25 protein-coding genes are annotated in these 26,915 nt (G+C 35.1%); 6 read left to right on the top strand and 19 right to left on the bottom strand.

All coding sequences use genetic code 11. The annotated features are described in order from the left end of the window. Positions 1-209: 209 nt before the first annotated feature. The 4 genes from hpf to ACQV2T_RS05750 all read right to left on the bottom strand — a co-directional run bounded on the left by hpf (position 210) and on the right by ACQV2T_RS05750 (position 4,018). Complete coding sequence (gene hpf / locus ACQV2T_RS05765) at positions 210-782, bottom strand: ribosome hibernation-promoting factor, HPF/YfiA family (protein ID WP_428874175.1); 573 nt, start codon at positions 780-782, stop codon at positions 210-212. A 118-nt stretch (positions 783-900) separates the two neighbouring features. Next, positions 901-1,659, bottom strand: a complete 759-nt coding sequence (locus tag ACQV2T_RS05760) for a ComF family protein (protein ID WP_428874174.1) — start codon at positions 1,657-1,659, stop codon at positions 901-903. A gap of 16 nt (positions 1,660-1,675) precedes the next feature. Next, positions 1,676-3,073 carry a DEAD/DEAH box helicase gene (locus tag ACQV2T_RS05755; RefSeq protein ID WP_428885277.1) on the bottom strand — a complete coding sequence of 466 codons (1,398 nt, stop codon included), beginning with the start codon at positions 3,071-3,073 and terminating at the stop codon, positions 1,676-1,678. 72 nt (positions 3,074-3,145) lie between these two features. After that, positions 3,146-4,018, bottom strand: coding sequence for a DegV family protein (locus ACQV2T_RS05750; protein ID WP_428874172.1), 873 nt, complete (start codon positions 4,016-4,018; stop codon positions 3,146-3,148). 113 nt (positions 4,019-4,131) lie between these two features. Here ACQV2T_RS05750 and ACQV2T_RS05745 point away from each other — a divergent pair, with 113 nt between their 5' ends. Further along, the gene (locus ACQV2T_RS05745; RefSeq protein WP_428893347.1) at positions 4,132-4,773 is read left to right on the top strand and encodes a YigZ family protein; all 642 of its coding nucleotides are present in this window, start codon (positions 4,132-4,134) and stop codon (positions 4,771-4,773) included. A gap of 6 nt (positions 4,774-4,779) precedes the next feature. Here the strand turns inward: ACQV2T_RS05745 and ACQV2T_RS05740 are convergent, their stop codons facing one another. The 13 genes from ACQV2T_RS05740 to ACQV2T_RS05680 all read right to left on the bottom strand — a co-directional run bounded on the left by ACQV2T_RS05740 (position 4,780) and on the right by ACQV2T_RS05680 (position 18,863). Beyond that, positions 4,780-5,823 carry an MraY family glycosyltransferase gene (locus ACQV2T_RS05740; RefSeq protein ID WP_428874170.1) on the bottom strand — a complete coding sequence of 348 codons (1,044 nt, stop codon included), beginning with the start codon at positions 5,821-5,823 and terminating at the stop codon, positions 4,780-4,782. 17 nt (positions 5,824-5,840) lie between these two features. Beyond that, positions 5,841-6,674 carry an ammonia-dependent NAD(+) synthetase gene (gene nadE / locus ACQV2T_RS05735; RefSeq protein ID WP_428874169.1) on the bottom strand — a complete coding sequence of 278 codons (834 nt, stop codon included), beginning with the start codon at positions 6,672-6,674 and terminating at the stop codon, positions 5,841-5,843. A 13-nt stretch (positions 6,675-6,687) separates the two neighbouring features. After that, positions 6,688-8,178: a nicotinate phosphoribosyltransferase gene (locus tag ACQV2T_RS05730; RefSeq protein WP_428874168.1), complete on the bottom strand. Its 1,491-nt coding sequence runs from the start codon at positions 8,176-8,178 to the stop codon at positions 6,688-6,690. Between the two features lie 137 nt (positions 8,179-8,315). Then, entirely contained in the window at positions 8,316-9,287 is a 972-nt protein-coding gene (locus tag ACQV2T_RS05725; RefSeq protein ID WP_428874167.1) for a hypothetical protein, read from the bottom strand. A 65-nt stretch (positions 9,288-9,352) separates the two neighbouring features. Beyond that, positions 9,353-10,744 carry a sugar transferase gene (locus tag ACQV2T_RS05720; protein ID WP_428874195.1) on the bottom strand — a complete coding sequence of 464 codons (1,392 nt, stop codon included), beginning with the start codon at positions 10,742-10,744 and terminating at the stop codon, positions 9,353-9,355. 187 nt (positions 10,745-10,931) lie between these two features. Further along, positions 10,932-11,915: a ribose-phosphate diphosphokinase gene (locus ACQV2T_RS05715; protein WP_428874165.1), complete on the bottom strand. Its 984-nt coding sequence runs from the start codon at positions 11,913-11,915 to the stop codon at positions 10,932-10,934. 22 nt (positions 11,916-11,937) lie between these two features. Continuing rightward, positions 11,938-13,305 (bottom strand): bifunctional UDP-N-acetylglucosamine diphosphorylase/glucosamine-1-phosphate N-acetyltransferase GlmU, encoded by a 1,368-nt coding sequence (glmU, locus tag ACQV2T_RS05710; RefSeq protein WP_428874164.1) that lies wholly within the window; start codon positions 13,303-13,305, stop codon positions 11,938-11,940. Between the two features lie 76 nt (positions 13,306-13,381). After that, positions 13,382-14,212: a pur operon repressor gene (gene purR, locus ACQV2T_RS05705; RefSeq protein WP_428874163.1), complete on the bottom strand. Its 831-nt coding sequence runs from the start codon at positions 14,210-14,212 to the stop codon at positions 13,382-13,384. 117 nt (positions 14,213-14,329) lie between these two features. Then, entirely contained in the window at positions 14,330-15,154 is an 825-nt protein-coding gene (locus tag ACQV2T_RS05700; RefSeq protein ID WP_428873159.1) for a metal ABC transporter permease, read from the bottom strand. Next, positions 15,112-15,807 (bottom strand): metal ABC transporter ATP-binding protein, encoded by a 696-nt coding sequence (locus ACQV2T_RS05695; RefSeq protein WP_428876081.1) that lies wholly within the window; start codon positions 15,805-15,807, stop codon positions 15,112-15,114. The genes ACQV2T_RS05700 and ACQV2T_RS05695 overlap by 43 nt, the downstream gene beginning before the upstream one ends. Before the next feature lie 23 nt (positions 15,808-15,830). Further along, positions 15,831-16,787: a metal ABC transporter solute-binding protein, Zn/Mn family gene (locus ACQV2T_RS05690; RefSeq protein WP_428891791.1), complete on the bottom strand. Its 957-nt coding sequence runs from the start codon at positions 16,785-16,787 to the stop codon at positions 15,831-15,833. A gap of 151 nt (positions 16,788-16,938) precedes the next feature. Next, the gene (locus tag ACQV2T_RS05685) at positions 16,939-18,144 is read right to left on the bottom strand and encodes a YcjF family protein (protein WP_428885162.1); all 1,206 of its coding nucleotides are present in this window, start codon (positions 18,142-18,144) and stop codon (positions 16,939-16,941) included. A 20-nt stretch (positions 18,145-18,164) separates the two neighbouring features. Then, positions 18,165-18,863 carry a zinc metallopeptidase gene (locus ACQV2T_RS05680; RefSeq protein ID WP_428876078.1) on the bottom strand — a complete coding sequence of 233 codons (699 nt, stop codon included), beginning with the start codon at positions 18,861-18,863 and terminating at the stop codon, positions 18,165-18,167. A 304-nt stretch (positions 18,864-19,167) separates the two neighbouring features. On the opposite strand from ACQV2T_RS05680, the gene ACQV2T_RS05675 reads away from it, so the two are divergent. Both ACQV2T_RS05675 and ACQV2T_RS05670 read left to right on the top strand, forming a co-directional pair. After that, positions 19,168-19,389 carry a helix-turn-helix domain-containing protein gene (locus ACQV2T_RS05675; protein WP_428891790.1) on the top strand — a complete coding sequence of 74 codons (222 nt, stop codon included), beginning with the start codon at positions 19,168-19,170 and terminating at the stop codon, positions 19,387-19,389. 524 nt (positions 19,390-19,913) lie between these two features. Continuing rightward, positions 19,914-20,321, top strand: a complete 408-nt coding sequence (locus ACQV2T_RS05670; RefSeq protein ID WP_428891789.1) for a transposase — start codon at positions 19,914-19,916, stop codon at positions 20,319-20,321. A 65-nt stretch (positions 20,322-20,386) separates the two neighbouring features. Here ACQV2T_RS05670 and ACQV2T_RS05665 read toward each other — a convergent pair whose 3' ends face one another. Then, positions 20,387-21,697 (bottom strand): uracil-xanthine permease family protein, encoded by a 1,311-nt coding sequence (locus tag ACQV2T_RS05665; RefSeq protein WP_428893346.1) that lies wholly within the window; start codon positions 21,695-21,697, stop codon positions 20,387-20,389. Positions 21,698-21,924: 227 nt separating this feature from the next. On the opposite strand from ACQV2T_RS05665, the gene ACQV2T_RS05660 reads away from it, so the two are divergent. After that, positions 21,925-22,608 (top strand): hypothetical protein, encoded by a 684-nt coding sequence (locus ACQV2T_RS05660; protein ID WP_428881985.1) that lies wholly within the window; start codon positions 21,925-21,927, stop codon positions 22,606-22,608. A 44-nt stretch (positions 22,609-22,652) separates the two neighbouring features. On the opposite strand, the gene ACQV2T_RS05655 is transcribed toward ACQV2T_RS05660, so the two are convergent. Beyond that, entirely contained in the window at positions 22,653-23,930 is a 1,278-nt protein-coding gene (locus ACQV2T_RS05655) for an RNA polymerase subunit sigma-54 (RefSeq protein ID WP_428875246.1), read from the bottom strand. 242 nt (positions 23,931-24,172) lie between these two features. Here ACQV2T_RS05655 and pepD point away from each other — a divergent pair, with 242 nt between their 5' ends. Together pepD and ACQV2T_RS05645 are read left to right on the top strand one after the other, a co-directional pair. Then, the gene (gene pepD / locus ACQV2T_RS05650) at positions 24,173-25,588 is read left to right on the top strand and encodes a beta-Ala-His dipeptidase (protein WP_428873150.1); all 1,416 of its coding nucleotides are present in this window, start codon (positions 24,173-24,175) and stop codon (positions 25,586-25,588) included. 186 nt (positions 25,589-25,774) lie between these two features. Beyond that, the coding region (locus tag ACQV2T_RS05645; RefSeq protein WP_428893345.1) for a transposase at positions 25,775-26,915 on the top strand (1,141 nt) is incomplete at its 3' end.

Below are 26,915 nucleotides of genomic sequence, written 5' to 3'. Positions count from 1 at the left end.
TTCCCATAATCCTCATTTACCCATTCCATGAATAAATTTTCTCACTGTAACATTGTATCATTAAAAACTCGACTTTCAAACATTTTTATCTGCTAGTGTATTGTAAAAGTTTAATTCCTTCTGCTTTTTAACAATAAAAAATGAAGAGCATTGATAAGCTCTTCATTTAACATTTGATATTCACTATATTCTAAGGATACAACTTAATCTTAATCCATTCTCGCTGTTTCAATTAATCCATATCGACCATCTTTACGGCGGTAAACGATATTAATTTCGTTTGTTTCTCCTTCTTTATATACGAAGAAGTCATGGCCTAGCATATTCATTTGTAAGACTGCTTCTTCTGAATCCATCGGTTTTAAAGCAATTCGCTTTGAACGAACTATTTGTAAATCGGGTTCGCTTTCATCTTCATGATTATTTACATTTGAAGCTTGTACCAAATCTGATGTAGTTATTCCTTCGAAGCCTTTTTCACGTGATTTGCGATTAATTTTAGTCTTATATTTCCGTACTTGTCGCTCTAATTTATCAACTACAAAATCAATACTCGCATATAAATCAGGTGTTGTCTCTTCAGCTCTGAGCACTAAGAAAGATAAAGGAATAGTTACTTCTGCCTTTGCTGTTTTATCAGGATAAACCCTCAAATTTACATAGGCAGTTGCATTCGGTACATCATTGAAAAAACGCTCAAGTTTTGAAACTTTCTTTTCGGCGTATTCTCGAATAGCTTGAGTAACCTCGATATTTTCTCCACGAACATTATAGTTAAACATAAATATCCCTCATTTCCTCTCTATTTGGTCTAAGGCTAATGAGCCATAAACCCAAAAGCTATTACTAGCTTAAAATTATTATAACACATGCCCACATCGATTGAAAGCGCTACACATTCTAAGCAAGTGATTGATTTCTTGCTAAAGTAATACTTTTTAAATCCATTTCTTCTTTAGCAATAGCTTCAAAATGTTGAACTATCTCTAATTTTGCTTGTATCATAGTTGCCCCTGTTGTATAAACATCATCAAAAATCATTAGACCTTTCTTTTCTTTTAATTTTTCTTTTTCTATATTTATCCAAGCAAATGGACGATTGAGTGTTAAACGATCTTTTCGACTTTTTGCTGCTTGTCTAATTTCATTTCCAATGTAATGGAAGGGACAACAATAAGGGATGTGGGCTATTTCTAATAAATATGCGGTCGGATGAAACAATCTCCTTTTCAAGCTTGATTCAGAGCTAGGTAAAATTAACCAAAGGTAGTTTGGATAGTGTTTATATGTTTTCTTTAAGACTTGCTTCATTACATTCGCCATCCGGCAATCTCCATCATATTTATAACGAGTGATCCAATTTTTAAAACCAGCATTGTAGTCAAATAAGGCTTGATTGTTTATTAGCTTTAGAGGATATTTTTGGCGCCAGCGATAACAATCTAGACAGTAATTCTCATCAGTATCTTTGATTCTATAAGTAGTTTGATAGTGGTTGCTACCATCTAATTTTCTTCCACAGGCTCTGCAACTTTCACTCTGATAATGATAAGGAACGAATGATTTTAAACAGTCTGAACACAATGGTTCAAATTCAATAGCTTGCCAGGAAAATAACTGTTGCCAACTTAAATCACGTTGGTAATTTTTCTGGCACATCAAACAGACCCTTTCATCAAGCATTTGCATTTAAAAGTCCTCTCTTGCTCGCTAACTGATTCATTCCCTTAATTTCTATAGCCGCTCTTTTCATTTCTTTTGTAATACCATAATGACCAAAAACAACTTTACCTGATGGATAAGCAGCCTTCCTTCCTACCCTGCCACTCATTTGAACTAAAGCTGATTTAGAGAAAAGAGGGTCCTCAGCACCAAGGACAAACACATGACAGTTTTCAAAAGTTACTCCCCTTTCAAGAATGGATGTAGAGATTAGTATGTCATAATGACCTTTGCGCATTTTTTCTACCTTTTGATGTCTTAGAGGATCTGTTGAATATACATAGGTAAGTCTAAGGCCTTTAAAAAGTTTCTCTAACCACTCAGATAATAGAATTGCCAACTTGATATTGGCTATAAAAATTAGTTTTCGACCTTCAAGCGCAATAAAATGTTTTAGGCTTAAGAGAAGTTTGGAATTCTTTTGTTGATTTACTAAGTTAGTTTTCCAATCTCCCAACCACAAAAATATGGGTTCAACCAAAGGAAAACCATGAAATCGCGCTGGTAAAATGGTCTGGTGAATCAAGCCTTTTTTGACCGCTTCCACAATTTTTTTATCCGGTGTTGCTGTCAGAAAGATTAATTTACCCTTCTTTTTAACTGCTCGATTTACCGCGAAATGTAAACTCTCATTATCAACATAGGGAAAAGCATCTACTTCATCCACTATTACTAGGTCAAAGGCTTGAAAAAACCTTAGCAACTGATGGGTAGTTGCTATTAAAATTTCACAGGGCTCATATTTTGTTTCACTCTTTCCATGAAGCAAAAGAACTTTGACCGAATTAAAAGCAGCTTTAATTCTTGGAAAAAGTTCAATGCACACGTCAACTCTTGGAGAGACTAAAGCTATCTTTCCATCCTTTCTTAATATTTCATCGATTATTGGAAAAAGCATTTCTGTTTTACCAGCTCCCGTTACAGCATGGATTAAATGTGGGTGACTACTATCATCCAATTGTTCCGCAACTTCTTGTGAAGCCTTATTTTGCTGTGGCGAAAGTTTCCCTTGCCAGGTGAGAAAGGATTTTTGATTTCTTATAGTTAAAGGTTGATTGTTTGGTAAATAATAAAGCAAATCGTTACTACAAATTCGTCCCATTTGAAGACACGAACAACAATATATAATCTTCTTTTTATTAAAATAAAACTTATAGTATTGTTGTTGATCTTGACAATTGCACCTGGAACAAAGGATGTGCTTTTGTTTTATTTGTATAGCAGGCATTGCGTGTAGATGATTAAATATCGTCTCTAATTTCCAGCTGGATTGAGAAAGAAATTTATCCCAGATTATTGTTACTTCTCTTTGAGTCATTAATTGACCAATAAAATACTCTTTCCACTCCATCAAAAAAATCTCCTTCCATGTCTTTTTATAAAGTACACAGAAGGAGAATAATTAGTGCTATTATTTACTTGTTTAATTAGGATCGTAATTAGGCATTATGGCCAAGCCAATACAACCTTTTCCGGTATGTGTTCCGATAACAGGGCCGATCGAGTTAATTTCTATATCAGAGATCGTTAACTCTTTTTCAATTAATTCTACAACCACACTACATTCGTCTTTAGCATTGGCATGTGTCATCATAAGCTGAATACCTTGGGGATATGATTCAATTGCTTCTTTAATTAGTTGAATCCATCTAGCATACACCTTTTTATTAGTACGGATTTTTTCAAAGAGAAGAATATTTCCTTCCTCATCAAAATGCAATAAAGGACGAATTTTAAGCAATTGGCCTAGTGTAGCAAAACCTGCATTTAAACGTCCACCTTTAACTAGGTTCTCTAACTCTTCGACCATCAAATAAGTTTGTGTATGATTTGCTTGCCAAGTTAGTTCAGCCACGATATCTTCTAATTCCTTATCCGCTTCGAGTCCTTTTAAGGCTTTCCTTGCCAAACCTTCAATGACTATGCATGAAGACTTAGAATCGATAATATAACTTTGAATACGATCTTGGTATTCAGTTAGTACCGATTGCGCTAAAGCTAAAGTTCCTGATATTTTTGAAGATAGATGGATAGCTATGACTGCTTGAAAACCTTCTTCAACAATCTGATCCATCAATTGGTAGTAGTCACCTGGATGTGGTTGAGAAGATTTAGGTAATCGATCACTTTTTTCCATATACTGATAAAACCGCGTCTGCTCATCAATATCAGATGAATCTTTAAAAACAGTCCCATCATCAAAAATAACACTAAGATCGACTTGAAAAACGTTTGATTGACTGGCTATTTCCTGGTTTAAATATGCTGTAGAATCTACTATAATTGCTGTTTTCATTTTTCACTACCATTCCCTGTCTGACTAATAATCAGTTGTTTTTTAAATATGTTACACTGTTTAAAGAATCTATATGTTATCTATTATCCTAACATAAATGAAAGGAAAGCTATATGTTTAATTATTTAAGTATCCAAAAAGAAATTGTACATGAAATTGAAATAAAAAAATCTCGTTTTATTTGTTTTCTGTTTCCAATCAAAAGTGAAGAAGAATTTAATCAACACTTGCTTAGTATACAAAAAAAGCATTATAAAGCAAATCACCACTGCTATGCTTTTAGTTTAGAGGCTGACTCAAGTATTCAACGCATGAGTGACGATGGCGAACCAAGTGGTACAGCAGGTCTACCAATGCTTGAAGTTCTTAAAAAAGAGGAATTAACTTTTGTCGCAGCCATTGTTGTTCGCTATTTTGGTGGAAACAAGTTAGGTGCAGGTGGTTTAATTCGCGCTTACACCCAAGTAGTTAGTGAAAGCTGCCAATTGGCCAATAAAATTAAAAATGTTAACCAGACCCTTCTTCAAATTGAAATGGATTATGCACAGCTTGATCACTTTAATCATAATCTTGCTCAAATGCCTGGCTTACCTTCTGTTCTAACCATCGAATATCTCGAAAAAATTCAAATGACAATCGCTATTCATTCTGACTTCCTAAAGGAATTTGATAGCTATTTAGTCAATTTTTTAAGTGGACAAGTTAAAATAGACAGTTTAGGTAATCGAGATATAAATATACCTTTTAAAACTTAAAAAGATTCATTTGTTTGGAGACTCTTTTCCAATATGCACAGTAAAATAAACCATTGCTACAATCAATACCATTGTCATCACCCATATCAGCCACTTTAAATTAGGAAAGGCATGGAGGGCTAGGGTAATCAATGAAAAAACGGCAGATAAAGCCATCATCATTTTATTGATTGAACTTTCATTATAACCCCTTCGCAGTAACCGATGATGGATATGCTCTTTGTCTCCTTCAGTAACCGGGGTTCGTTGGTGTAAACGCCTCATGAAGGCAAAAACAGTATCAAAAAGTGGAACAGCAAATAAAAGTATTGGAAAAATAAAAGAGTAAAGACTGGCGTTTTTTAGATTAGTAACGGTTAAACTAGCGTACATAAATCCAATAAATAAAGCCCCAGTATCTCCCAACATAATTTTAGCAGGTGGCCAATTAAATATTAAAAAACCAGCAATTGCTGCAAATAAAAATAACAACTTTAATACAAAATCCAATTGAATGGTTAAAGAAAAACCTAAAGTTATTATAACCATTGAAAAAAGACTCACCAGGCTAACACTTGAAGCTAGGCCATCAATCCCATCTAATAAATTTAATGCATTAGTTACTAAATAAATCCATACTATGGTTAAGAGATATTTCAAACCATTAAAAAGTAATGGGTCTTCAAAATTAATGAGTTGAGATGAAAAAGAAATGTCACTATAAAAATAGACATAATGACAGGCGATTAAAATACCGATTGATTTTTTTAAAGCAGATAAATTTAACCTATCATCTAAAACGCCCGTTACAAGGATAATTAAGGAGGCTACAAAAAGACTCCCTTGCTTATCCCAAAGAGTAAAAGGATTTAATAAGTAATAGCTTAACCAATATGCCATAAATACAGCAATACCACCGTAAGCAGGTGGTGTTCTTTTGCTATTATTCTCTCTATTCTTAAAATCAAGGGGCTTTGTAAAATTAAGCAACTTTAATAAGGAATAGGAAAATGCTAATGACAATATGAAAGCAAGCACTACCCTCATTATTATTTCCAGTACAATGGACATTATTTCATCTCCTTAAATCAAGATTCCCTCCAAAACTGATCAAAGACAGTGACTGGCAGATGGCGTTTATGTTGGCTACTTAAGTACCATTTTTCAATTATTGCTGCTTCATGGTCTTTTACTTCACGTCCTGTCAAATAACGATCAATGGTTTGATAAGAAACACCCAACGCTTCTTCATCGGATAACATAGGACGGTCTTCTTCTAAATCGGCTGTCGGTATTTTTTGATAAAGGTCTGCCGGACAGTTTAGGGACTGTAGCAACTGCTTACCCTGATCTTTGGTTAAGCGCCACAAAGGCATTACATCCGCTGCCCCATCTCCATATTTAGTAAAGAATCCTGTGACACTCTCTGCTGCATGGTCACTTCCTACTACAACACCTGAAAACTGTCCTGCTACCGCATATTGCATCACCATACGCTGTCTCGCTTTAATATTTCCTTTATTAAAATCGCTAACTTCAATTTGTTCTTTTTTCAAAGCTTGAACAACTCCTAAAGTCGCCTCTTCAATATTTAGATTTAAAATTCGGTCTGGTGCAATAAAATCTAGAGCCTTTAGTGCATCTTCTTCATCATTTTGGACAGCATAAGGAAGTCGTATAGCAATAAATTGATACTGGTTATCGTTTGTTTCAGTTCGGATTTCTTCAATAGCCATTTGCGATAATTTCCCTGCTAAAGTGGAATCTTGTCCTCCACTAATACCTAATACCAATGACTTTAAACCTGCATTTTGATAGAGATAATCTTTCAAAAAGTTAATAGATCGCCGAATTTCAGCTTCTGGTTCAATCCTTGGTGAAACTTTTAAATTCCCTATGATTTCTTTTTGCAATTGTCTCATATTATTCTCCTTATCAGAATTGATCTGTTTGAAACGCCTCAACTCTTAAATCAACTTGGTCGCGAACCTCTTGTATACTATCCATTTTCAAATCGTATAATTTTTGCGATAAATCAACTGGATAAACTTGTGGATTTAAAATGCGCTTATGCTCTTCCCATAAGCAGTTAATCTTATCCTCTGAATAATCTTTAATAGTTAATATATCTGGTAAATCATATACTTGCTGACCCTCTTTGTATATATCTATTAAAAGTGGACGCGCTTCAAAGTCCTTAACAGTTTTATTGATATAGGTATGAACTGGATGGAACATGAAAAGTTCCTCTAAAAGATCGGGCCTTTCATCTATTAAAGCAATATAGTCACCTTCCACCTTGCCATCTTTTTTTCGAGTAATTCGCCAAACTTGTTTCATACCGGGTGTAGTGATTTTTTCTGTATTGGAAGAAATTTTAATTGTCGGTACAATCTCACCTTTGTCATCTTCGATTCCAACTAATTTATAAACAGCACCTAGAGCAGGCTGGTCATAAGAAGTTATTATTTTAGTTCCAATACCCCAATCGTTGATTTTTGCACCCTGCATTCGTAAGTTTAAAATGGTTTTTTCATCCAAATCATTGGAAGCTATTATGCGCGCTTCGGTGAAACCTGCTTCGTCCAATTGCTCACGAATTTTTTTTGATTGGTAAGCCATATCTCCCGAATCAATTCGAACACCGATAAAATTGATTTTGTCACCCATTTCTTTAGCTACTTTTATAGCGATAGGTATGCCTGAACGTAATGTGTCATAAGTATCTACTAAGAAGACGACATCACGATGCGTTTCAGCATAAGCTCTAAAAGCTTGATACTCATCTCGGTAAGCTTGTACCAAAGAATGAGCGTGAGTACCAGAAACAGGAATACCAAATAATTTCCCAGCCCTAACGTTTGAAGTTGAATCAAAGCCTCCAATAAAGGCTGCACGCGTTCCCCAAATAGCCGCATCCATTTCTTGCGCTCTTCTAGCACCAAATTCAGAAATTTTATCCCCTTCACCCACTACCGAACGAATACGTGATGCCTTTGTGGCAATTAAAGTTTGGAAATTTATTATATTTAAAATAGCTGTTTCAACTAATTGGCACTGACCAAGTGGTCCTTCAACTTGCATCAAAGGTTCGGTTGCATAACAAAGCTCGCCTTCTTGCATAGACCTAACAGATAACTCTAGTTTCATATCTGCCAAGTATTGAATAAATGTTTCGGGGTATATTTCTAAGCTTCTTAGATAATCCAAGTCAGTCGCTGAGAAATGAAATTGATTCAAATAGTGAACAACTCTTTCTAAACCAGCAAAAATAGCGTAGCCATTGTTAAAAGGGTTTTTGCGAAAGTAGACTTCAAAAACAGCCAGTTTTCGATCAATCCCTTTTTCCCAATATGTTTTCAACATATTGATTTGATAAAGATCGGTGTGGGTCATTAAGCTGTCATCAGAATATTTATAGATCATTTTAATCTCCTCAACTGAATAATTTTATTTATTGTATCATACTATTGCCCTCAATGTTGATTCAAAAAGAGTGCATAAGTTATAAGCTTATTATAAAAAAGCCTTTAGTTGAATGCTCAACTAAAGGTTTTTACTAATTACTCTTCTATGGTATTTTCTTCAGAAGTTTGCATGGCCTCCAAAGGAACCTGAATATTAAAGCTTTGACCATACTGGTCAAAGTCAAAATTAGCCGAAATACTTATAAGCTCTGGTAAATTAGACCGGTCTGTTTGACTCACTGAATCGATAAAAACTTTAGGGTCTGTGTCAATCATAAAGGAAAAGTTCTTTATCAGCCCTGTCACACTCTCATATGTAACAGTCATTTGTGGATTCATATTAAAGAAATCTTCAAACATATCAGGATTCAAGAACTCCCCCAGAGATTCTTCATATTCTCGGTCGATGGGTTGTCCCAGATCTTCTGATTGCTCAATCGCTTTGTTAGCTGATTGCTTAACCAACTGTTTTAAATCGATTGCCTTATCTAAATCATTGTAAAAGCTAGCTCCATTAATATCTTTTTTCAACTTAAAAAGATAATCTTGACCTTTTTCTTCAAATTCAAAGTATTTATCAATAAATGTTTTGGCCTCTGAAGTCATTTCGCTTTCTACTAAGCCATTTGATACATTTTTAAAGGATGCTTGAAGACTATCTAAGATATCTTCTTCTGATACCGTCCATTCTGAAGTCTTCCACTCTTTAGATTGAGTGTTGTAAATATAATTAAATCCTTCTTTAGCATAGCTTTCAAAACCTACAGCCTCTGAACCTACAAATGGAGAAATTATTTTTGCTACCATTTGTAAAGCGATCGGTTGAGCATTTACTAATGCGTCAATTTCTAGGTTTCCAAAATCACTGGTCATATTTTGCGAGGAAATTTTCACACCTACTGTACCTTCCATATGAAAGGATTGGAATTCTTGTTGGTTTGCTTTTACCGCCACATCTTGCCAAGCATCTGAAACTGTTTCTTGAGCACTCACATAAGACTGAGGGATTAGCAGCAGATTAACCATTATCATTAAAAAAAGTGTTTTTACCTTATTACGTTTATTCATAATATCCTCCTTATAATTTACTAGCAAAAGCCTAACATAAACAATAAACAACATCTAGAAATAGCTTACTCATAAATATGAATTTTGGATTGAAAATCCTTCCATGAAGGTTGGCAGAGATCTTCTTGGTCTAAACCTCTTGAAGAAACCTTATCAAATAATATTTTTAATGTTTGAAACAACAATTTAAAATCAAAGGCTAATGAGTAATTTTTAATATAGAGCAGATCAAAGTTTAATTTATTATTAAAGTCTGTAGCATATTTTCCATAGACTTGAGCATAGCCAGTGATTCCTGCACGTACATGATGACGCAATTCATAATAAGCATTTTCTTGACTAAATTGATTAACAAAAAAAGGACGTTCAGGTCGCGGTCCAACGAGCGACATATCACCTTTTAACACATTGATTAATTGTGGAAGTTCATCAATCCGAGTAGTGCGAATAAACTTTCCTACCCTCGTCACTCGTGAATCATTAGAACTAGCTAATACGGGTCCAGATTTTTCTTCAGCCGTTTGAGTCATTGAACGAAATTTTAAAATGTTGAAAGGTTTAGATCCTTTTGTAATTCTAACTTGACGATAAAAAATTGGTCCCTTACTGTCTAGTTTTACAGCTATGGCTGTTATTAACATGATAGGCGAAGCTAAAATTAATAAAAGAAGAGAAGAAGCAATATCAATCGTCCTTTTGATAATAGCTTGTTCAAAAGCAATTGAAAAAGTAGATACTTCAATTAAACTTTCATCTTCAAAGCTCATTATATTTGGATTAACCATCATTAAATTTGCAAAGTTAGTCGATAAAAAGAGCTTTTTGTTATTCCGCATCAAATAATCGTATATTTTTAGTCGTTCTGTTTCTTCGATATAACCAGTAAGGTAAACAATATCGACCGCATCCGATAATTTAACCACACGCTGGTAATAATCTGACAAGACTACATGAGTTACCTCATGTCTACGATTGGTCATTCTATCAAAATTAACCACTGCATTTAACGCCTTTTTATTCTCCCCTACGACTAAAACTCGTTTACGGCCAGATAATCGATGATAAAGGATGTAAGCTACAGCATTAAATAAATATACCAATATTGTCCCTACGAAAAGGTTAAGTAAAATAACAGATCGCGGAAAAGTTAGCCAAGACCCAGCATAAGTAACGGCCATCATAAAAAAAGACAAAAATAATTGAGATAGCATGGTAAAGTAGAAAAGGTCCATTAAAGTTTTATTATAAAATATATAGGTACCAAAGAAGAAGTTGATCAAAATAAAACCTATTGCTATCCAGAAATAACTTGATTCAAAAGCTATAAAATTTCTATAGGGAATTTGGCCTGAAAATTTTAAATAAAAGGATAATAGAATTCCTAAAAGACATACCAGTGAACCCATTATAACTACAACAAAGCGTAATAAATTATTCCATTCTTTTCGATGGTTCATAATAAAACCTCTTTCTTTCCGTTGGTTCTTACTCATTATACCGACTTCTTTAAAAAATAACCATCAACATTTAGTCTGATTAATTTTTACGCTCTCATATATTTGTATTGAAATAACTTAAGCTCGTCCCATCTAATTTAAAGATAGAACGAGCTTAAGCTTCAAATAAAAAATTTACAATTAAAGTCTATTCAATGATAGTGAATTTTTCATTGAAAAGAGGTGAAACAGAACGGTTCTCGTGAATACGTTTAATTGCTTCAGCAATTAAGTGTGCAACAGACACAATTTCAATTTTATCAATTTTTTTGTCTTCAGGCAGTAGAATGGTGTCTGTAACAATTACCTTCTTGATAACAGAAGTTTGCAATCTTTCTAAAGCTGGCCCAGAAAGAACCGGGTGAGTACAGGTGGCATAAACTTCTTTGGCTCCACGATCAATCAAAGCTTGAGCAGCGATTGTAATTGTTCCTGCCGTATCAATCATGTCATCAATTATCACTGCTGTTTTATCTTTTACATCTCCAACAATACTCATCACTTCTGCAACGTTAGGACGTGGGCGACGTTTATCAACAATAGCAATTGGTGCCTTTAAAAATTCTGCTAGTTTTCGTGCACGAGTTACGCCGCCATGGTCAGGTGATACAACAACAACATCATCGCCAAAAAGTTTGTTATCAATAAAGTAATTTGCCAGTAAAGGAGCACCTAATAAATGATCTACAGGTATATCGAAAAACCCTTGAATTTGGGCAGCGTGTAAATCCAATGCCACTACACGGTCTGCTCCTGCTTGCTCTAACATATTTGCTACCAATTTAGCTGTAATTGGTTCACGAGACTGTGCTTTACGGTCTTGACGTGCATAACCATAGTAAGGAAGCACTACATTGATTGTTTTTGCTGATGCGCGACGCAAAGCATCAATCGTAATTAATAATTCCATTAAATTATCATTAACTGGTGAGGAGGTCGATTGTACGATATATACATGTGCCCCCCTAGTCGATTCATCAATATTTACACGTATCTCTCCATCAGCAAACCTAGATAAAGAAATTTCACCTAATTCTACTCCAACAGCTTTTGCAATTGCTGCCGCTAACTTTTCGTTAGAACTTAATGCAAAGATCTTTAATTTTGGATCCTTATAGTGTTCACTTGCCAACCAAATCCCTCTTTCCTTAAATTTATTTATTGATGTATTTAGTCCAATAACCTAACTTATTAACCTGTTCGCTACGTGAAATAGCTAAGGCTTCCGCTTCAACATCCTTTATAATAGTTGAACCAGCAGCTATAAAGGCACGGTCCCCAATCTCAAGTGGAGAGACGATATTAGAGTTACTTCCAAGAAATACTTGATCGCCGACTTTCGAACGATATTTTCTTTTACCATCATAGTTACAAAAAATAACACCACAGCTTACATTGACATCTTTTCCTAATTCAGCATCACCGATATAGGCTAAGTGACCTGCTTTGGTATCTTTACCTAGTTGAGAATTTTTAACTTCAACAAAATTCCCAATACGGACGCCCTCTGCCAAATAGCTATTCGGTCTTAAATGCGCAAAAGGTCCTATTTTTGCTTTATCTTCAACCTTTGATTTCTCAATAACTGACTGAGTAATTATTACTGAGTCCCCTACTTGGCTATCTACAATCTCACTGTTGGCACCAATTCTTACTGATTTACCAATAAATGTTTCGCCCTTAAGCTGAACACCCCCCTCAATCACCGTATCTTCACCAATTTTTACATCCGCTTCAACATAAGTCATTTCAGGATTAATAAAGCTCACGCCATTTCGCATATGATTTGTAATGATACGTCGGTTCATTAGCTGCTGAGCTTTAGAAAGCGCTACTCGATCATTCACTCCAATTGATTCTGCAAAATCATCCATATTAAAAGCATGAACTTTTTTTCCTTGTTTTTGAAGAATTTCAATAATATCTGGTAAATAATACTCGCCCTGGGCATTCCGATTGCTCACTGATTTCAAAGCTTTAAACATACTTAAATTATCAAAAATGTAGGTCCCTGTATTAATCTCATCTATAATAAGTTCTTTTGACGAAGCGTCTTTTTGCTCCACAATTTTAAGAACTTGGCCTTCATCATCACGAACAATTCGACCATAACCAGTAGGATCTGAGGTTCTTGCAGTCAAAACGGTTGCTTTTGAACCTGTGCTTTCATGATGCTCAAAGAGTTTAGTTAATGTTTCTCCTGACAATAAGGGTGTATCTCCACATATAACTAAGGTACTTCCTTTTTCATTTGCCAGAAGATTCTCAGCTTGGAGTACTGCATGACCTGTTCCTAATTGCTCGGATTGAAAAGCAAAATCAGTAAGGTTTTTTAATTCTTCTTTCACTAAATCTGCCCCATTACCAACAATAGTTACGATCTGCTCGGCACGACTTTCCAAGACTGATCGAACAACATGTTCTGCCATGGAAATTCCACTAATTTTATGGAGAACTTTAGGTAAGGCTGACTTCATGCGTGTACCTTTGCCAGCTGCTAAAATAACCGCCATTCTTTTCATTCACTCACACTCCTTCTATCTGCGACATTTACCCTTATATTATATCTATTTAAGGACCATATGGCTATGCAGTTTCCTAATTAAAAAAATTTCCTGCTTCAATTTCCAATTGATAATGACCTAACTCATTGTTATAACGTAATTGAGTTTCAAAAAGAGCGTGATAATTTGGAATACTCATTCGATTTTTTACCTTATTCTCTGCAAAAACGCATATTCCAGCTGCTTGCGAATCAAATTCTTCAATTAAATTTAAAAGCCCTGTTAATGTTCCCCCATTACGAAGAAAATCATCCACAATTAATACACGACTTTGCGATTGCAAAGCTGACTTCGAGAGTTCCATTTTCTTAACAGTCTGCGTAGAACCCGAAGTATAATTAATCGAAATGGTTGATCCTTCTCCAGAGGTAGATTCTCGACGTACCACAACATAAGGTTTGTTTAGATATAATGCTACTGCCGCTGCTAATCCTATCCCTTTAGCTTCTATGGTAAGAATGGTATCAATCTCTTTATCTGCATATTTAGCTGCAATAAGTTGAGCAATCGGATTTAAAACACTCGGATCTTGTAGTAGGTCATTCACGAAAATATAGTTTCCTGGGAGAATTCTCTTACCTTGAGAGAGTCGCTCTTTTACTTGACGCTGAATAATTTCAACTTCCTCTCCCGACAGATGTGGACGAAAAATAACACCTCCTGTTTTACCAGTCAATGTTTCAAGTTGCCCTAGTTGCATTTCATCAAAAACTCCTCTGACCATTCCCAAATCTTCACTAATTGATGATTTAGCACATTGAAATTTATGCGCAAAATCTTGTAAGTTTAAGAGTTGGTTGGGATTATTCATTAGTTGTTGGGTAATTGCTATTAAGCGCTGGTTTCGTTTATATTTTTTTATCATTTATAAAAAGCCTCCTTTTCCAAACATTAAGCAAACTTTATCATTATTTGTTCGAATTTTCAACAAAAATCTCTATCGAAAAAGAGTTCTAACAGCTGTTAGAACTCTTAAAAATTATCAATGCTTATGTTTGCGTAAGTATCTTTGTAGGCTTTGAACAACAGCTACTAAAACGAATATCAAAATAAATATTAAAGTAATAGATGCTCCAGGAGGGGTGTCTAATCTGTAGGAAGCGAATAATCCCAAGTAAATTCCCACGATGTTTATCACAAAACCAATCGCTATTGCTTGTTCAAAGGACCTAGAAAGTCTAATAGCTGTTGAAGAAGGAATCACAATTAATGCTGATACTAATAAAACACCAACAATTGGCATCATAATGGAAATAGCAACCCCTGTTAAAATTGAAAAACAAGTTGAAATAAAACGAACCGGCAGTCCTGCTGTTTTAGCAGTAGCTTCATCAAAAGATATAATATAAAGTGGTTTTCTAAAAATTAGATATAAGCATAAAATCACCAGCGCTAGTCCAATTAATAAATAAACCTCTTGATCTTGAATTAAGATAATCGATCCAAACAGATATTGGTCTACTTTAAATACACCACTATTGGAATTAAAGCTTAGAAGAAACAAGGCTAAAGCCATACCAGTGGACATCATTAAAGCCACAGATATTTCAGTGAAATGTCTATACACCGTTCTAAGATACTCAATTCCCAGTGAAGCAATCACAACAATCACTATGGTCGAGTATGTAGGTTGGATACCTAGTATAATTCCTAAAGCAACTCCAGCTAAAGAAATATGAGATAAGGTATCTGCCATTAAAGATTGCCTTCTGAGAATGAGGAAGAGACCTAAAATAGGTGTTATAAAGGACATGGCTAATCCTGCTATAAAGGCGCGTTGGATGAAGTCATACTGAAACATCTCCAAGGAGAACCCTCCTCTCTAATTAAGCGAATTTCACGATCATAGAAGCCTTCAATTTCATCATCAGCATGTGTCACCATCATGATGGATTTACCATGATGCTTGGTAAGATGTTGCAAAAGTTGATAGAACTTTCGGCGTGATTGGCTATCCATACCGTTTGTCGGTTCATCTAAAACATATAAATCTGGATCCAATGCAAAAACGCGCGCTAAAATAATCCGCTGTTTTTGGCCGCCTGAAAGTTGCCCGATTAATTTATCTCGCATATTCGCCATACCCACTGCTTCAAGGGCACGATCAACGTGTTCATAATCTTCAGCATCTAAAGATTTAAACCATCTATTTTGACTGTAACGACCCGACTCTACAAAGCGCTGAACCGTGCTAGGGAAGCCTGAATTAAAGGCGGAAATGTTTTGTGCAACATAACCCAACGATAGCTTATCTCCTGCTTTATTTTTTTTGGCAATACTTATTTCTCCTGTTGCTGGCTTTAACAGACCGATAATATTTTTAACTAACGTTGACTTAGCCGCTCCATTTTCTCCCGTTAAAATAACAAATTCTCCGGATGCGATATCAAAAGTGATATTATTCAAAACTTTTTCTTCTTCATAATAAAAAGACAAGTTTTTAACGGATAACACCTTCATTTTTGGCCTCCTTACACTAGTTTCTAATTTTGAAGTAGTTGTTCAAGATTTTTACGCATTAATGTAAAATAGTTTTCCCCTGCTGCTGCCTCTTCCTCAGAAACTAATTCCAAAGTTCTTAAGGGCAGTAATTCTGCTTTAGTAGAGCTTGCTACTGTTTGAGCAATCTTAGAATCAATAGCAGGATCAACATAGATTTTGTTCACTTGTTTTTCTGCTAATAGCTTTTGCATTTCAGCAATTTGTTTGGCTGAAGGTTCTTGATCTGAAGAAAGTCCTCCAATTGAAATTTGCTCTAAACCATAGGCCTGAGCTAAATAGCTAAAAGCTTTATGTTGAACCACGATGGTTTTATTTTCTAAATCTTTTAATTTAGTCTGAAATTCTGTATTTAATGCTTCAAGTTTTTCAACCAAAGCCTTACAGTTCTCTTCATAGACCTTCTGATTATCAGGATCTATTTCTATCATTGCCTCTTTAATGTTTTTGGCTTGTTGACTATAAACCATTGGGTCTAACCAGGTATGAGGGTCAAATTCATGAACGTGTCCTTCGTGACCATGCTCTTCACCTTCATGATCGTGCTCTTCACCTTCATGATCGTGCTCTTCACCATCACCGGATAACAAATCAATGCCGTCGGTTGATTCTAAAACTTTGGTAGTATCTAAATCAACTAAAGACATTAAATCCTTTATAAAAAATTCCATTTCATCATCTTGATAAATAAATAGATCACTTTCTTGAACTTTAATTGCAGCTTGTGCACTTGCTTCATAAGCGTGAGCATCTTGATTGGCATCTAGTAGCATAGAAACCTCCATTTTATCTCCTGCTATTTCTGAAGCCAAAAAGTACACTGGATAAAAAGTGGCCATAACTTTTGGCCTATCTTGTGCAGAAACAATTTTAAAAGTTGTATGACCTACCATCGCTAGACTTAAAAAGATAGTAGCTATTATTTTCATTAGTTTATTCATATTATTTTACCCTCCATTTAAATAGTAATAGTTACATATATCTTTATGTATAGTATCTTCCTACTAGAAGTTTGTCAAGGTAAATTTTAAGATATAATTCACTAAAAAAGCGGTAAGTCCTCTATTAAGAAGGCAAACCGCTAAATTGATATTACTCGTATTGATCTAAACTGTTAGTCATCCATTCTGGTAATGAATCTTTGACCTTGTCGGGAAATCGATGACTGATTGTTTCGAGCTCCTGACCAAATGTCTTGCGCATCAAAGCTGTTATCTCCTTAGGTAATAACTGTTTCCCTTGGTTCTCTGCAAGCGTTATCTGCTTTAGTATTTCAATGTATGAATAAGCTAATGCTAGAGTAACAGTTGAGGCAGTAAAACCATTAACCATTCCTCCTGTAACTGATCCCACTCCTGGCACCCATTTAGCAGCTGACGAAGCTAGGTACTTACCCACCATACTCGCTAAACCTGTCCCTCCTACCCCAGCCATCATACTAACAATTTGTTTTTTATCGATAGACAAGCCGAATATACTAGTAATGTGAGCTAGCATTGTAATTTGGATAGGAACTAAAAGAGCTGAGTCAGCAATCGGTAAGGGGGTTAGACCAATTCCAAAAGTTGTTTTCATATACTTGTTTGCCCAACTTCTAGATTGAGCTATTTTTAAAGCCAAGTCTACTCGTTGGGCATTAATAAAAGCCTTCTCTACCTCTTCCGGAACAAACTCATAACTATGTTTAGTCAACTCTTCTAAGCCATAAGCTTTAATTTTTTGGCCACCTGCTAATTCAAAGTCTTTGGCTAAAACAGGAATAACCACTTTGACTTGAGGGACTGCTTTTTTAACAGAATCTTTAAAGCCTTTAATATCCTCACCAATTGCTTGTGTTAAGACCACAATAACCGGCAGTTCTTGAGCCAGCATTGCAATTAGGGTAATTTCTTGCGGTTCAATTCTTGCCATCGTCGCATGGATACAATAGTAAACCAAGTGAATAGGCTCTACCGCATCGCCTTTTTTAGCGTCCTTTACTAAATGAAGTAAGTGTTGGATACTTTCATCTTGCGACTTTGAATGTAACTCTAATCCTTTAGTATCATAGATAACTAGTGGTAAGCCTTTTTTAGTTATTTTCTGGACCTTTTGAGTCACTGGAAGACCTACTCCTGTTGAAGCAATATTTTCTCTAAAAAGAGCGTTCACAAGAGTGGATTTTCCCGATCCCGTTTTACCAGCGAGTAAAATGCGAATGGGCTCCATCTTTTCCACTTCCTGATCTGCTTGCCTTAATAGATCAAGTGCTAAGTTAAGATTTAAAGGACTAGTCTTAAATTTCTTCCATAAATCCATAATTCGCCTCCATCTATGCCTTAATTCCTACGCGAGCGATTAGATAAAATTATTAACCTTAAAATTTGTAAAGCCGTTGAAAAAGTAGCCGCTATATAAGTAAGGGCTGCTGCATTCAAAACTTTACGAGCAGCGGGCAACTCCCCTTGAGTGAAGATATCTAGCTGTTCCAAAGAAATTAAAGCCCGTTTACTTGCATCTAGTTCAACTGGTAAAGTTACTATTTGAAATAATAAAGCCGTTGATAGTGCAATGATACCAATTGTTACCAATCCCATCATTTGGAAAAGAAAACCCAAAATGATAATTGGCATACCAATCATTGAGCCAAATTGTGATACGGGAACTAAAGCTGATCTTAATTTTAGAAATTGGTAGTTCTTAGCATCTTGCACGGCATGACCACACTCGTGAGCTGCAACTGCTACCGCTGCTACAGAGCTGTTGCTATAAGTAGCTTCCGATAATCTTAAGATTTTCTCTTTGGGACTGTAGTGGTCTGTTAAGTTCCCAGCTACTCTTTCAACTCTCACATCTTGAATTTGATTTGCTTGCAGAATTAATTCCGCGGCTTCTTGTCCACTTATATTACGCTCACTCATTAATTCGCTGTATTTAGCAAAGGTTGATTTAACCTTCCATTGAGCATACATTACAATAGCCATACCTATTAGTATTAAAATATATGTTGAATCAAAATAAAAACCGTAGGGGTACATTGAATTCCTCCTTTAAAGTTCAAACACTATAAACAGTATTCTATCAAAACTTCCTTTGGTTTTCTATTTTAGTTACTTTTAGATGAAAATTTCCCAGTCCTGATACTTAAATTAAAAAACATTTAGAAATGTACTGACCCCTTAAACCCGAACAAGGATTTAGGGGGGTTGTATGGCAAAATATAATTTTGAATTTATATTATAGTTAGTAAGAGAAATCGAAGAAGGATATGAAAGAAAATTTCTTTCAAGAAGGTCTGGAGTCAAAGCTTCAAACGTTTCTAATTGGATAAGACAAGATAAAATGTATGGAGAAAATGGACTTAGAAAATCTATGTCTAAAACTAAATACAGCGGAGAATTAAAAAAATCTGTAATAAAATATAGGCAATACAATGAACTATCCTATAGAGAAACAGCAGAGTACTTTAAAATTAATAATCCTTCAATAATTGCTAATTGGAAAAGAAAATATAAACAAGAAGGTTTTGAAGGATTCAATGCTAATGAAGGAAGACCTATATAGAATGGGGATACAACTATGTCTAAAAACACCGATAAATCAAATGAAATTAAGAAGTTAAAAAAATCAAAGAGAAGAATTAATAGAGCTAAGGCAAAGAAATGAATATCTTGAAGCAGAAATACTCTATCTAAAAAAGTTAGATGACTTAATTCAAAAGAAAAAATCTCAAACAAAAAAAAGACAAAAATAGTACTTGAAATAGGCTAGTTAAACCGGATATTAAGTTAAAAATATGGCTTGATATAGCAAAACTACCAAGAACATCTTTCTACGAATGGAAAGAAAAGCAAGATAGAGTTAACCATAAAAGAGTATTAAGAATCATGAAAGTTAGTAAACTTCTATGTAAAAAATTCCACACAAGAACAATGAAATATAGCTCATATAGAGGAGAAATAGGTAGGATAGCAGATAACAAATTAAATAGAAACTTCAAAGTAGAAAAAGCTAATGAAGTATGGGTGAGTGATATAACAAAACTTAAAGTTAAATCTTCTGAAAACAGGTTATAACTATCACCAATAATGGATTTATTTAACTGTGAAATAATATCATATCATTTAAATATATCACCTACTGTATATTTTACCAATAAGTCCTTAGAAGATGCTGTAAAGAAACTTCCACAAGATCACCATTTAATAGTTCATACAGATCAAGGATTTCATTATCAACCTAAGTCATGGGTAAAAATCCTTGAAGATAACACTATAAAACAAAGTATGTCAAGACGAGCTAATTGTCTAGACAATTCGCCTATGGAAAACTTCTTTGGGCTTCTAAAACAAGAAATATTTTATGCGGTTAAGTATGATAGTATAGATGAATTAGCTGAAGAAATAAAAAGATCTATTTATTGGTATAACCATCATAGGCTAAAAGAAAAATTAAACGGCCTTTCACCTATTGAATATAGGTTGCAGGCCGCATAATTAATTTTAATATTATTGTTCGTGTTTATGGGTTCACATCAAAATTCTAAATGCTTAATTATTTTTTATTTTAATTCAGGTAACATAGCATTCAAAGTAATTCCTACCAGTGCACTTAAGGCTGTTCCGGAAACAACAAATGAGCCTCCCAAATCTAAAACAGCTCCCCCCAATCCGATAACCAACATAGCTGAAGCAATAATTAAATTTCTAGATTGTGAAAAGTCAGTGTGATCTTTTATTAATACCTTCAGACCATTACTAGCAATCACACCATACAATAGAATCGACATTCCTCCCAATACTGCGGAAGGTATTGATGCCACTAAAGCATTAAATTTGCCAAAGAAAGATATCAAAATAGCTAGAAAAGCTGCATTTCTAATAACACTAACAGATGCAATTCTTGTTAAAGCAATCACACCAGAGTTTTCACCATAAGTTGTGTTTGCAGGACCACCAATTAAAGCTGAAACGAAAGTAGCTAACCCATCTCCTGCTAAAGTTCGGTGTAATCCTGGCTTTGATAAAAAATTACGATCACAAATTTCACTAAGAACCACATGATCACCTGTATGCTCAGCAATGGTAACCAAAGCAATTGGTAAAATCGCCCAGGCTTCTGGTCCAAAATAAAACTTATATTGTTGCCAATTTGCAACAGGTGTAGCAAATGGAAGGGATAAATCCGGCAAACGAATCCAACTAGCTTCTATTACGGGAGTATAATCAACGATTCCAACCATTAACGAAAGAAGATAGCCGCCAATAATAGCGATTAAGAATGGAATTACTTTTAAGAAGCCTTTACCAAATATCTGCATGTAAACTGAAATGAGTAGCGTTCCTACTGAAACGAAAATGTTTCGCCAATCCCCACCCGATACAAAGCCAGCATTATTTACTGCAGAAGAAGCTAATCCTAAACCGATAACAATAATCATCGGCCCAATAACAATCGGTGGTAATATTTTATTCAACCAATCGGTGCCCGTATACTTGATTACTCCAGCAATCACAACGTAAAATAAACCGACCATCATGATTCCAGTTTGCGCTGCAGAAACATCCCCACCTAGTTGTTCCATTGCTAAAGCCATGGCAGCAATATAAGCAAAAGAGGATCCCAAATAAACAGGCACCTCCCCTTTTGTTATAGTAAGGTAAATCAATGTTCCTATCCCACTTGCTAACAAAGCAGTTGAAACAGATAGCCCTAAAATTAAGGGAACTAAGATCGTTGCTCCAAACATAGCAAAAACATGTTGAAAACTTAATAATAATCCTTTGGTAAACTCCGGCTTTTCGTGAGGTTGCAGCAATAGCGTCATTTTATCTTTTGAATTTTCCATTTTAATCTCCTTATATGAAGGCATAAAAAAGAGCCCTTTATTTGAAAATAAGGACTTAAAATACTCAGTAGACTTTGGCATCCTCGCTGGAATGCATTAAAAGTCCTTACATTTCTAATCGATTTTATCATTGTTTGACCAAGTTGTCACACTCTTTTTAGGATTTAATTTAGTAATTTGTTATCAACTTGTTACCTAATATCCATATTTTTCTGATACACTGATGGAACGAAACAAAAAGGAATGATTTCATGAAAAAAATACTTAGCCTTATGATTGCATCTCTTTTATTATCTGCCTGTCAGATTTTCCAATACTTTCAAGAACCAACCGCTAATGAGAAAAATGAACAATCAGAATGGGCTGCTGTCTCCCAAGACCAAATAACTAGTCAAACAACTGAAAACCTTGAATCAGAAGATAGCCAAAAGGAGCAAACAGAAAAAAATAAACAGAGCAATACAGCCCCTCGCTTTTTAAAAGAGAAATTAAGCGTTTCTTCTGATTTCCCTAATTTGACACTTCCAGATGAAGTGCCTCAAGATATTAATCAAGCCATGGAAAGCTATTATCTAAACAATTTTACAAATCAAGAGCAACAAGTTAATAAAAATAAAGTAGCAAGTAAGGATTTAAATCAAATCCTTTCACAAATTAATTCGGAGGAAGATTTAAGCCAACTAGATGTTTCTATTGATCAAAGCCAATTCCAAATCAATGGAGAAACAATCTTTATTCCTCGCATCATCGTACCCTTAACTTACCAAGAAGCCGAAAAGATTGCCAGTGATAACGATACACGTTTAATAAACCACGCTTTAACACAAGTAGGAAACCGATTAGTGCTATTAGCTTATTATCGTCCTCAAACAAAGGAACTTATTCCTATGCATCTAGTCAATTCAACACACTCACTCTTTTTCTATCAGCAATAAGCATAAGGTCCCAGCCATTTGTTAAATGGCTGGGACTTTATGCTTTATCCTTTTGCTTGCTTTTTTAGAATGTTTTGACGATAGCGCTCTACTAAACGATGACTGATAATGATTTTTTTATCTGCCAGTTGATCGATAATTTCTTGATCAGAAACATCTTGGCCATGCTTTGTTATAACATCTTGAATAAAAGCTTGAATATTTAGAGCAGACAACCCACTACGTCCGACTTTTGCTGAAACATTAATAAAATCCGAAAGTGGAGACACATTCTCTCCATAAGCGAGGTTCTTATTGATAATAATGCGACTGACAATAGACTCAGATAAGCGCAGCTGATGAGCAATGTCTTTAATTAATAAAGGCGTTGGGCTTTTGTCTTCTCCTTTGAGATATTGCAGCTGAGATTGAACGATAATCTTAGTCACTGCAATTAACAATTTCTCTCTAGAGCGAATACTTGATAACATTTGCTGGTAGAATTCCTTATGCGGTTGGATATATTCTTGAAGCTCAGTATTATTTTTAGCTTCCATTTCATCATAATAATCTTGATCAAAAATTAGCCGTGGATAATACTGACGGTTAATGTGAATTTGTATTTCTTCTCCCATGAGTTGCAGTTCAACATCTGGAATCAAATTAATTCGCTCAATTCGTTCATATAATGAAGATGGGCGTGTCCGCAATGTATGGTAATAATTAACAATTTGTTGGATTTCAGCTAGCGTTAAGTTTGTACGCTCCATAATCTCTGCATAATCTTCTTCTAATAATTCAGCAAAATAATTTTCTAATAAAAAATAGGCATGATTTGGCGAATGTTGGTCTTGGTCTGTTTGCAACATTAGACATTCTTTCAAATCATAAGCCCCAATCCCAGTCGGCTCTAATTGTTGAAAAAGAGTAATAGCATCTAAGGCAATCATAGGGTCTATTTGTAGTTTTTTTGCAAGTTCTCCATATTTATAAGGTAAATAGCCACGTTCATCTAAAAAGGGAACCATTTGCACCATAGCATCTCTAATCGGTGTTTGCCTATATAACATAATCTGCTCGAAAAGGAAGGTTTCTAATGTTTGAGGAGAGCTTGGACTTTGAATATCGATATCTGGATCAGCTGCAGGCCTTCTTTCTTGTAAAATCTGGGAAACCTTATGCTCAATAGGGTATTCAAACTCTATAAACGGATTATCCAAAAACTTTTCTTCAAAATAATAGGTTAGCTGTTCGCCATTTAAGTCTAAAATTTCTAAAAGTAATGGATTTTGTGTGACTTCTTCTTGTGTAAGCGATCGAAAAATTTTTACTTCTTCTGACATCTAATCACCTTCTTTCTGACTTTTATCATTCTCTCTCTATTATAGCTAATGCTTAGAATTTCGTCTAATCATAATTCTTGTACTAGCACAATTTAATGTGCTTAAATTATTTAAAAAGACTAAAATTTTAAAAATAATTTTGAAAACCTTTGTATCTGCTTTTTTTTAGTTTTATAATCAACTTAGAAGCCATTTGATAGCGTTTGATTTTGTCGACGCTTAAGATGAAAGGAGAAATTAAATTGTTAGAAAATCTACAACCTAATCGAGTCTTCCACTACTTTGAAGAGTTAACCAAAATACCTAGAGAATCTGGTAATGAACAAGCAGTTAGCGACTACCTGTATCATTTAGGAAAAGAATTGGGTTATGAAACTATTCAAGATGAAGCTAATAATATTATTATTAGAAAGCCAGCCCATCCCGACTATATGGATCATGAACCAATCATCATTCAAGGACATATGGATATGGTGGCTGAAAAGGCAGAAGGCATAAAACACGACTTTGCCAAAGACCCTATTCCATTGGCAGTGGAAGGGGATTGGGTTAAAACCAAAGGGACAACCTTAGGAGCAGATGATGGAATTGCAGTAGCTATGGGTCTAGCAATCATTGAAGACAAAGAAGCTAAACACCCTGCTCTTGAATTGCTGGTTACTACGGATGAGGAAACCACCATGTCTGGTGCACGAGCTGTAAAAAAAGAAAATATTCGTGGCAAAAAATTAATTAACATTGATGCAGAAGAAGAAGGCATCTTACTGGCCGGTTGTTCTGGTGGCCATAACCTTATTGGTAAGCAAAAACTTAAATATCAAGCTCGCCAGTTAAAAAACACTTTTGAATTAACCATTAATAATATGTTAGGTGGACATTCAGGAATGGAAATCCACCAAAAAAGAGGAAACTCCATTAAATTTGCCTTACAGGCTATGAACTTAATTAAAGAGGTGTCCGACTATGAATTAGTGTCGATTGTCGGCGGATCAAAACATAACGCGATACCCCGCGATGCAAGAGTAGTATTTGCATCAGATGAAGAAGATTATTCCATTGATTTTACAAACTTAATCGCTAAATATCCTCTTGATAAAGACATGCAAGTAACCATTAAAAAAATTGATAATATAGATGAGGTCTTATCGGCACAAAGCCAAGAAAATATTGAGCAATTTATCGCTGAAGTCCCACACGGTGTCTATAGTATGATGGAAGAATATCCTGATATTGTTGAGTGTTCTAACAATCTCGCTATCTTTGATATTCAAGATCGTCAATTAAAAGTCACTATTTCCCTTAGAAGTTCGAATCCTGAATCTTTTGATAAACATACTGAAAATGTGACAAAAATCTATCAAAAAAATGGATTTGATGTGATTGAAGCAGATTATTATCAAGCTTGGGAATTTGCAAAAGAGTCTAGTCTTAGAGAGACTGCCCTAGAAGCATTTAAAGAGACTTTTAATAAAGAAATGAAAGTTGAGGTTGTCCATGCTGCTCTTGAACCGGCTGTTTTTACAGATACTTTCCCTGAAATGGAAATGATTGCAGTAGGCCCTACGATGAAAGACGTGCATAGCCCTAATGAAAGACTTTCGATTTCTTCAACTGAAAGAACCTTTAAATTTATCAACAAATTGCTTGAAAAGCTTTAGAGAAAAGCTTTAGAACAAAAAGAAGGGGCTGTATCATAAGTCTCAAACCGAAAAACCACTATAAACGTTGTTTAAATAATGTTTATAGTGGTTTTTATGGTATAATAAAGATATAAAAAAGCAGAAAGTTGACGCTTTCTGCTTCGTCAATGCCTCTCCTCTAACACAAAAGAAAGGACATAAAAAATGCACTTTCATTATAATACAAATCAATTAGCTTTGGAAATCTCTTATGCCTATATTCCTGAAGAAGCACATGTTGTCCACTTTATTGATGGCTTGGTCAACCAATTAGCCATTGATCATCCTTATGTGTTTGGTCGCCCGAGAGAATACCCTTTATCTGCCGTCTTAAAGCTCATTCTCTTTGCCTATACTCGAGAGATATTTACCAGTCGGAAGATTGAACGCTTTGCGGCTGAAAACTTACCGGCTCAATGGTTAACACAAGGTAGAGTCCCTTCACATACCACGATCTGCCGATGCCGAGTGGATGAGAGCATACAAGACATTCTAGATGCTGGGTTTGATGGACTTGTAAACTATTTAATGGAACAACGTCTGATAGACGATGCTTTATTTATTGATGGAACAAAAATTTTAGCGAATGCGAATAAATATACCTTCGTCTGGAAAAAGAACATCATCCGTTTTGATGAAGCCAATGAAGCACAAATCAAAGAGCTGTTAAAAGAAACCAAAGTAGCCTATCAAGACATGACACTTCCTGAGGGAACAGACTTAACGATGGATCAGCTGGAAGAAGTGATGACACAGTTAGAGAGCTGTCTCGAAGCTTTAGAAAAAGAAGTGGAAGAAACAAAGAAACAATCGCCTAATCCGGCCAAGCAATCACGTCGTCGCTTAAAATCTCTCAAGCACCCACTCAATGAACGCATTGAAAAGAAACAAAACTATGAAAAACATCGTCATCTTTTAGGTGACCGTCATTCTTATTCTAAAACGGATACTGACGCGACCTTTATGCGGATGAAAGAAGATCCAATGCGAAACGGTCAAACTAAACCTGGCTATAACCTACAAATCGCCACCAGTCATCAATATGTATTAGCTTATGACATCTATCCCAATCCAACCGACACACGAACGCTTCAACCATTCTTTGAGACCCACCGTGCACTCATTGATTCGATGACTTATGTTTCGATGGACGCTGGGTATGGTTCCGAGTCCAACTATGCCTACTTAGAAGACCATCATCCCGATACCATCGCCATCATCCCCTATAGCACGATGTTAAAAGAACAGACAAAAAAATGGCAATCCGATGAAAAGAAAGTCTTCAATTGGACTTATCATGAAGCAG

This window comes from Facklamia sp. P13069 (assembly GCF_050409405.1).
In the GTDB taxonomy this organism is placed as follows: Bacteria; Bacillota; Bacilli; order Lactobacillales; family Aerococcaceae; genus Facklamia.
The sequence above is the reverse complement of the archived record's forward strand: the minus strand, read 5'-3'. Positions and strand labels throughout refer to the sequence as shown.

Excerpts from the sequence above, each read along its gene's own strand:
- ACQV2T_RS05695 (WP_428876081.1), bottom strand. The coding sequence starts at position 15,807 with ATGAAGGTGTTATCCGTTAAAAACTTGTCTTTTTATTATGAAGAAGAA.
- ACQV2T_RS05675 (WP_428891790.1), top strand. The coding sequence starts at position 19,168 with ATGTATGGAGAAAATGGACTTAGAAAATCTATGTCTAAAACTAAATAC.
- hpf (WP_428874175.1), bottom strand. The coding sequence starts at position 782 with ATGTTTAACTATAATGTTCGTGGAGAAAATATCGAGGTTACTCAAGCT.
- nadE (WP_428874169.1), bottom strand. The coding sequence starts at position 6,674 with ATGAGACAATTGCAAAAAGAAATCATAGGGAATTTAAAAGTTTCACCA.
- ACQV2T_RS05655 (WP_428875246.1), bottom strand. The coding sequence starts at position 23,930 with ATGTCAGAAGAAGTAAAAATTTTTCGATCGCTTACACAAGAAGAAGTC.
- purR (WP_428874163.1), bottom strand. The coding sequence starts at position 14,212 with ATGATAAAAAAATATAAACGAAACCAGCGCTTAATAGCAATTACCCAA.
- ACQV2T_RS05760 (WP_428874174.1), bottom strand. The coding sequence starts at position 1,659 with ATGTGCCAGAAAAATTACCAACGTGATTTAAGTTGGCAACAGTTATTT.
- ACQV2T_RS05745 (WP_428893347.1), top strand. The coding sequence starts at position 4,132 with ATGTTTAATTATTTAAGTATCCAAAAAGAAATTGTACATGAAATTGAA.
- ACQV2T_RS05690 (WP_428891791.1), bottom strand. The coding sequence starts at position 16,787 with ATGAATAAACTAATGAAAATAATAGCTACTATCTTTTTAAGTCTAGCG.
- ACQV2T_RS05660 (WP_428881985.1), top strand. The coding sequence starts at position 21,925 with ATGAAAAAAATACTTAGCCTTATGATTGCATCTCTTTTATTATCTGCC.
- ACQV2T_RS05680 (WP_428876078.1), bottom strand. The coding sequence starts at position 18,863 with ATGTACCCCTACGGTTTTTATTTTGATTCAACATATATTTTAATACTA.
- ACQV2T_RS05685 (WP_428885162.1), bottom strand. The coding sequence starts at position 18,144 with ATGGATTTATGGAAGAAATTTAAGACTAGTCCTTTAAATCTTAACTTA.
- ACQV2T_RS05740 (WP_428874170.1), bottom strand. The coding sequence starts at position 5,823 with ATGTCCATTGTACTGGAAATAATAATGAGGGTAGTGCTTGCTTTCATA.
- ACQV2T_RS05755 (WP_428885277.1), bottom strand. The coding sequence starts at position 3,073 with ATGGAGTGGAAAGAGTATTTTATTGGTCAATTAATGACTCAAAGAGAA.
- ACQV2T_RS05730 (WP_428874168.1), bottom strand. The coding sequence starts at position 8,178 with ATGATCTATAAATATTCTGATGACAGCTTAATGACCCACACCGATCTT.
- ACQV2T_RS05720 (WP_428874195.1), bottom strand. The coding sequence starts at position 10,744 with ATGAACCATCGAAAAGAATGGAATAATTTATTACGCTTTGTTGTAGTT.
- ACQV2T_RS05670 (WP_428891789.1), top strand. The coding sequence starts at position 19,914 with ATGGATTTATTTAACTGTGAAATAATATCATATCATTTAAATATATCA.
- glmU (WP_428874164.1), bottom strand. The coding sequence starts at position 13,305 with ATGAAAAGAATGGCGGTTATTTTAGCAGCTGGCAAAGGTACACGCATG.
- ACQV2T_RS05665 (WP_428893346.1), bottom strand. The coding sequence starts at position 21,697 with ATGCCTTCATATAAGGAGATTAAAATGGAAAATTCAAAAGATAAAATG.
- ACQV2T_RS05750 (WP_428874172.1), bottom strand. The coding sequence starts at position 4,018 with ATGAAAACAGCAATTATAGTAGATTCTACAGCATATTTAAACCAGGAA.
- ACQV2T_RS05725 (WP_428874167.1), bottom strand. The coding sequence starts at position 9,287 with ATGAATAAACGTAATAAGGTAAAAACACTTTTTTTAATGATAATGGTT.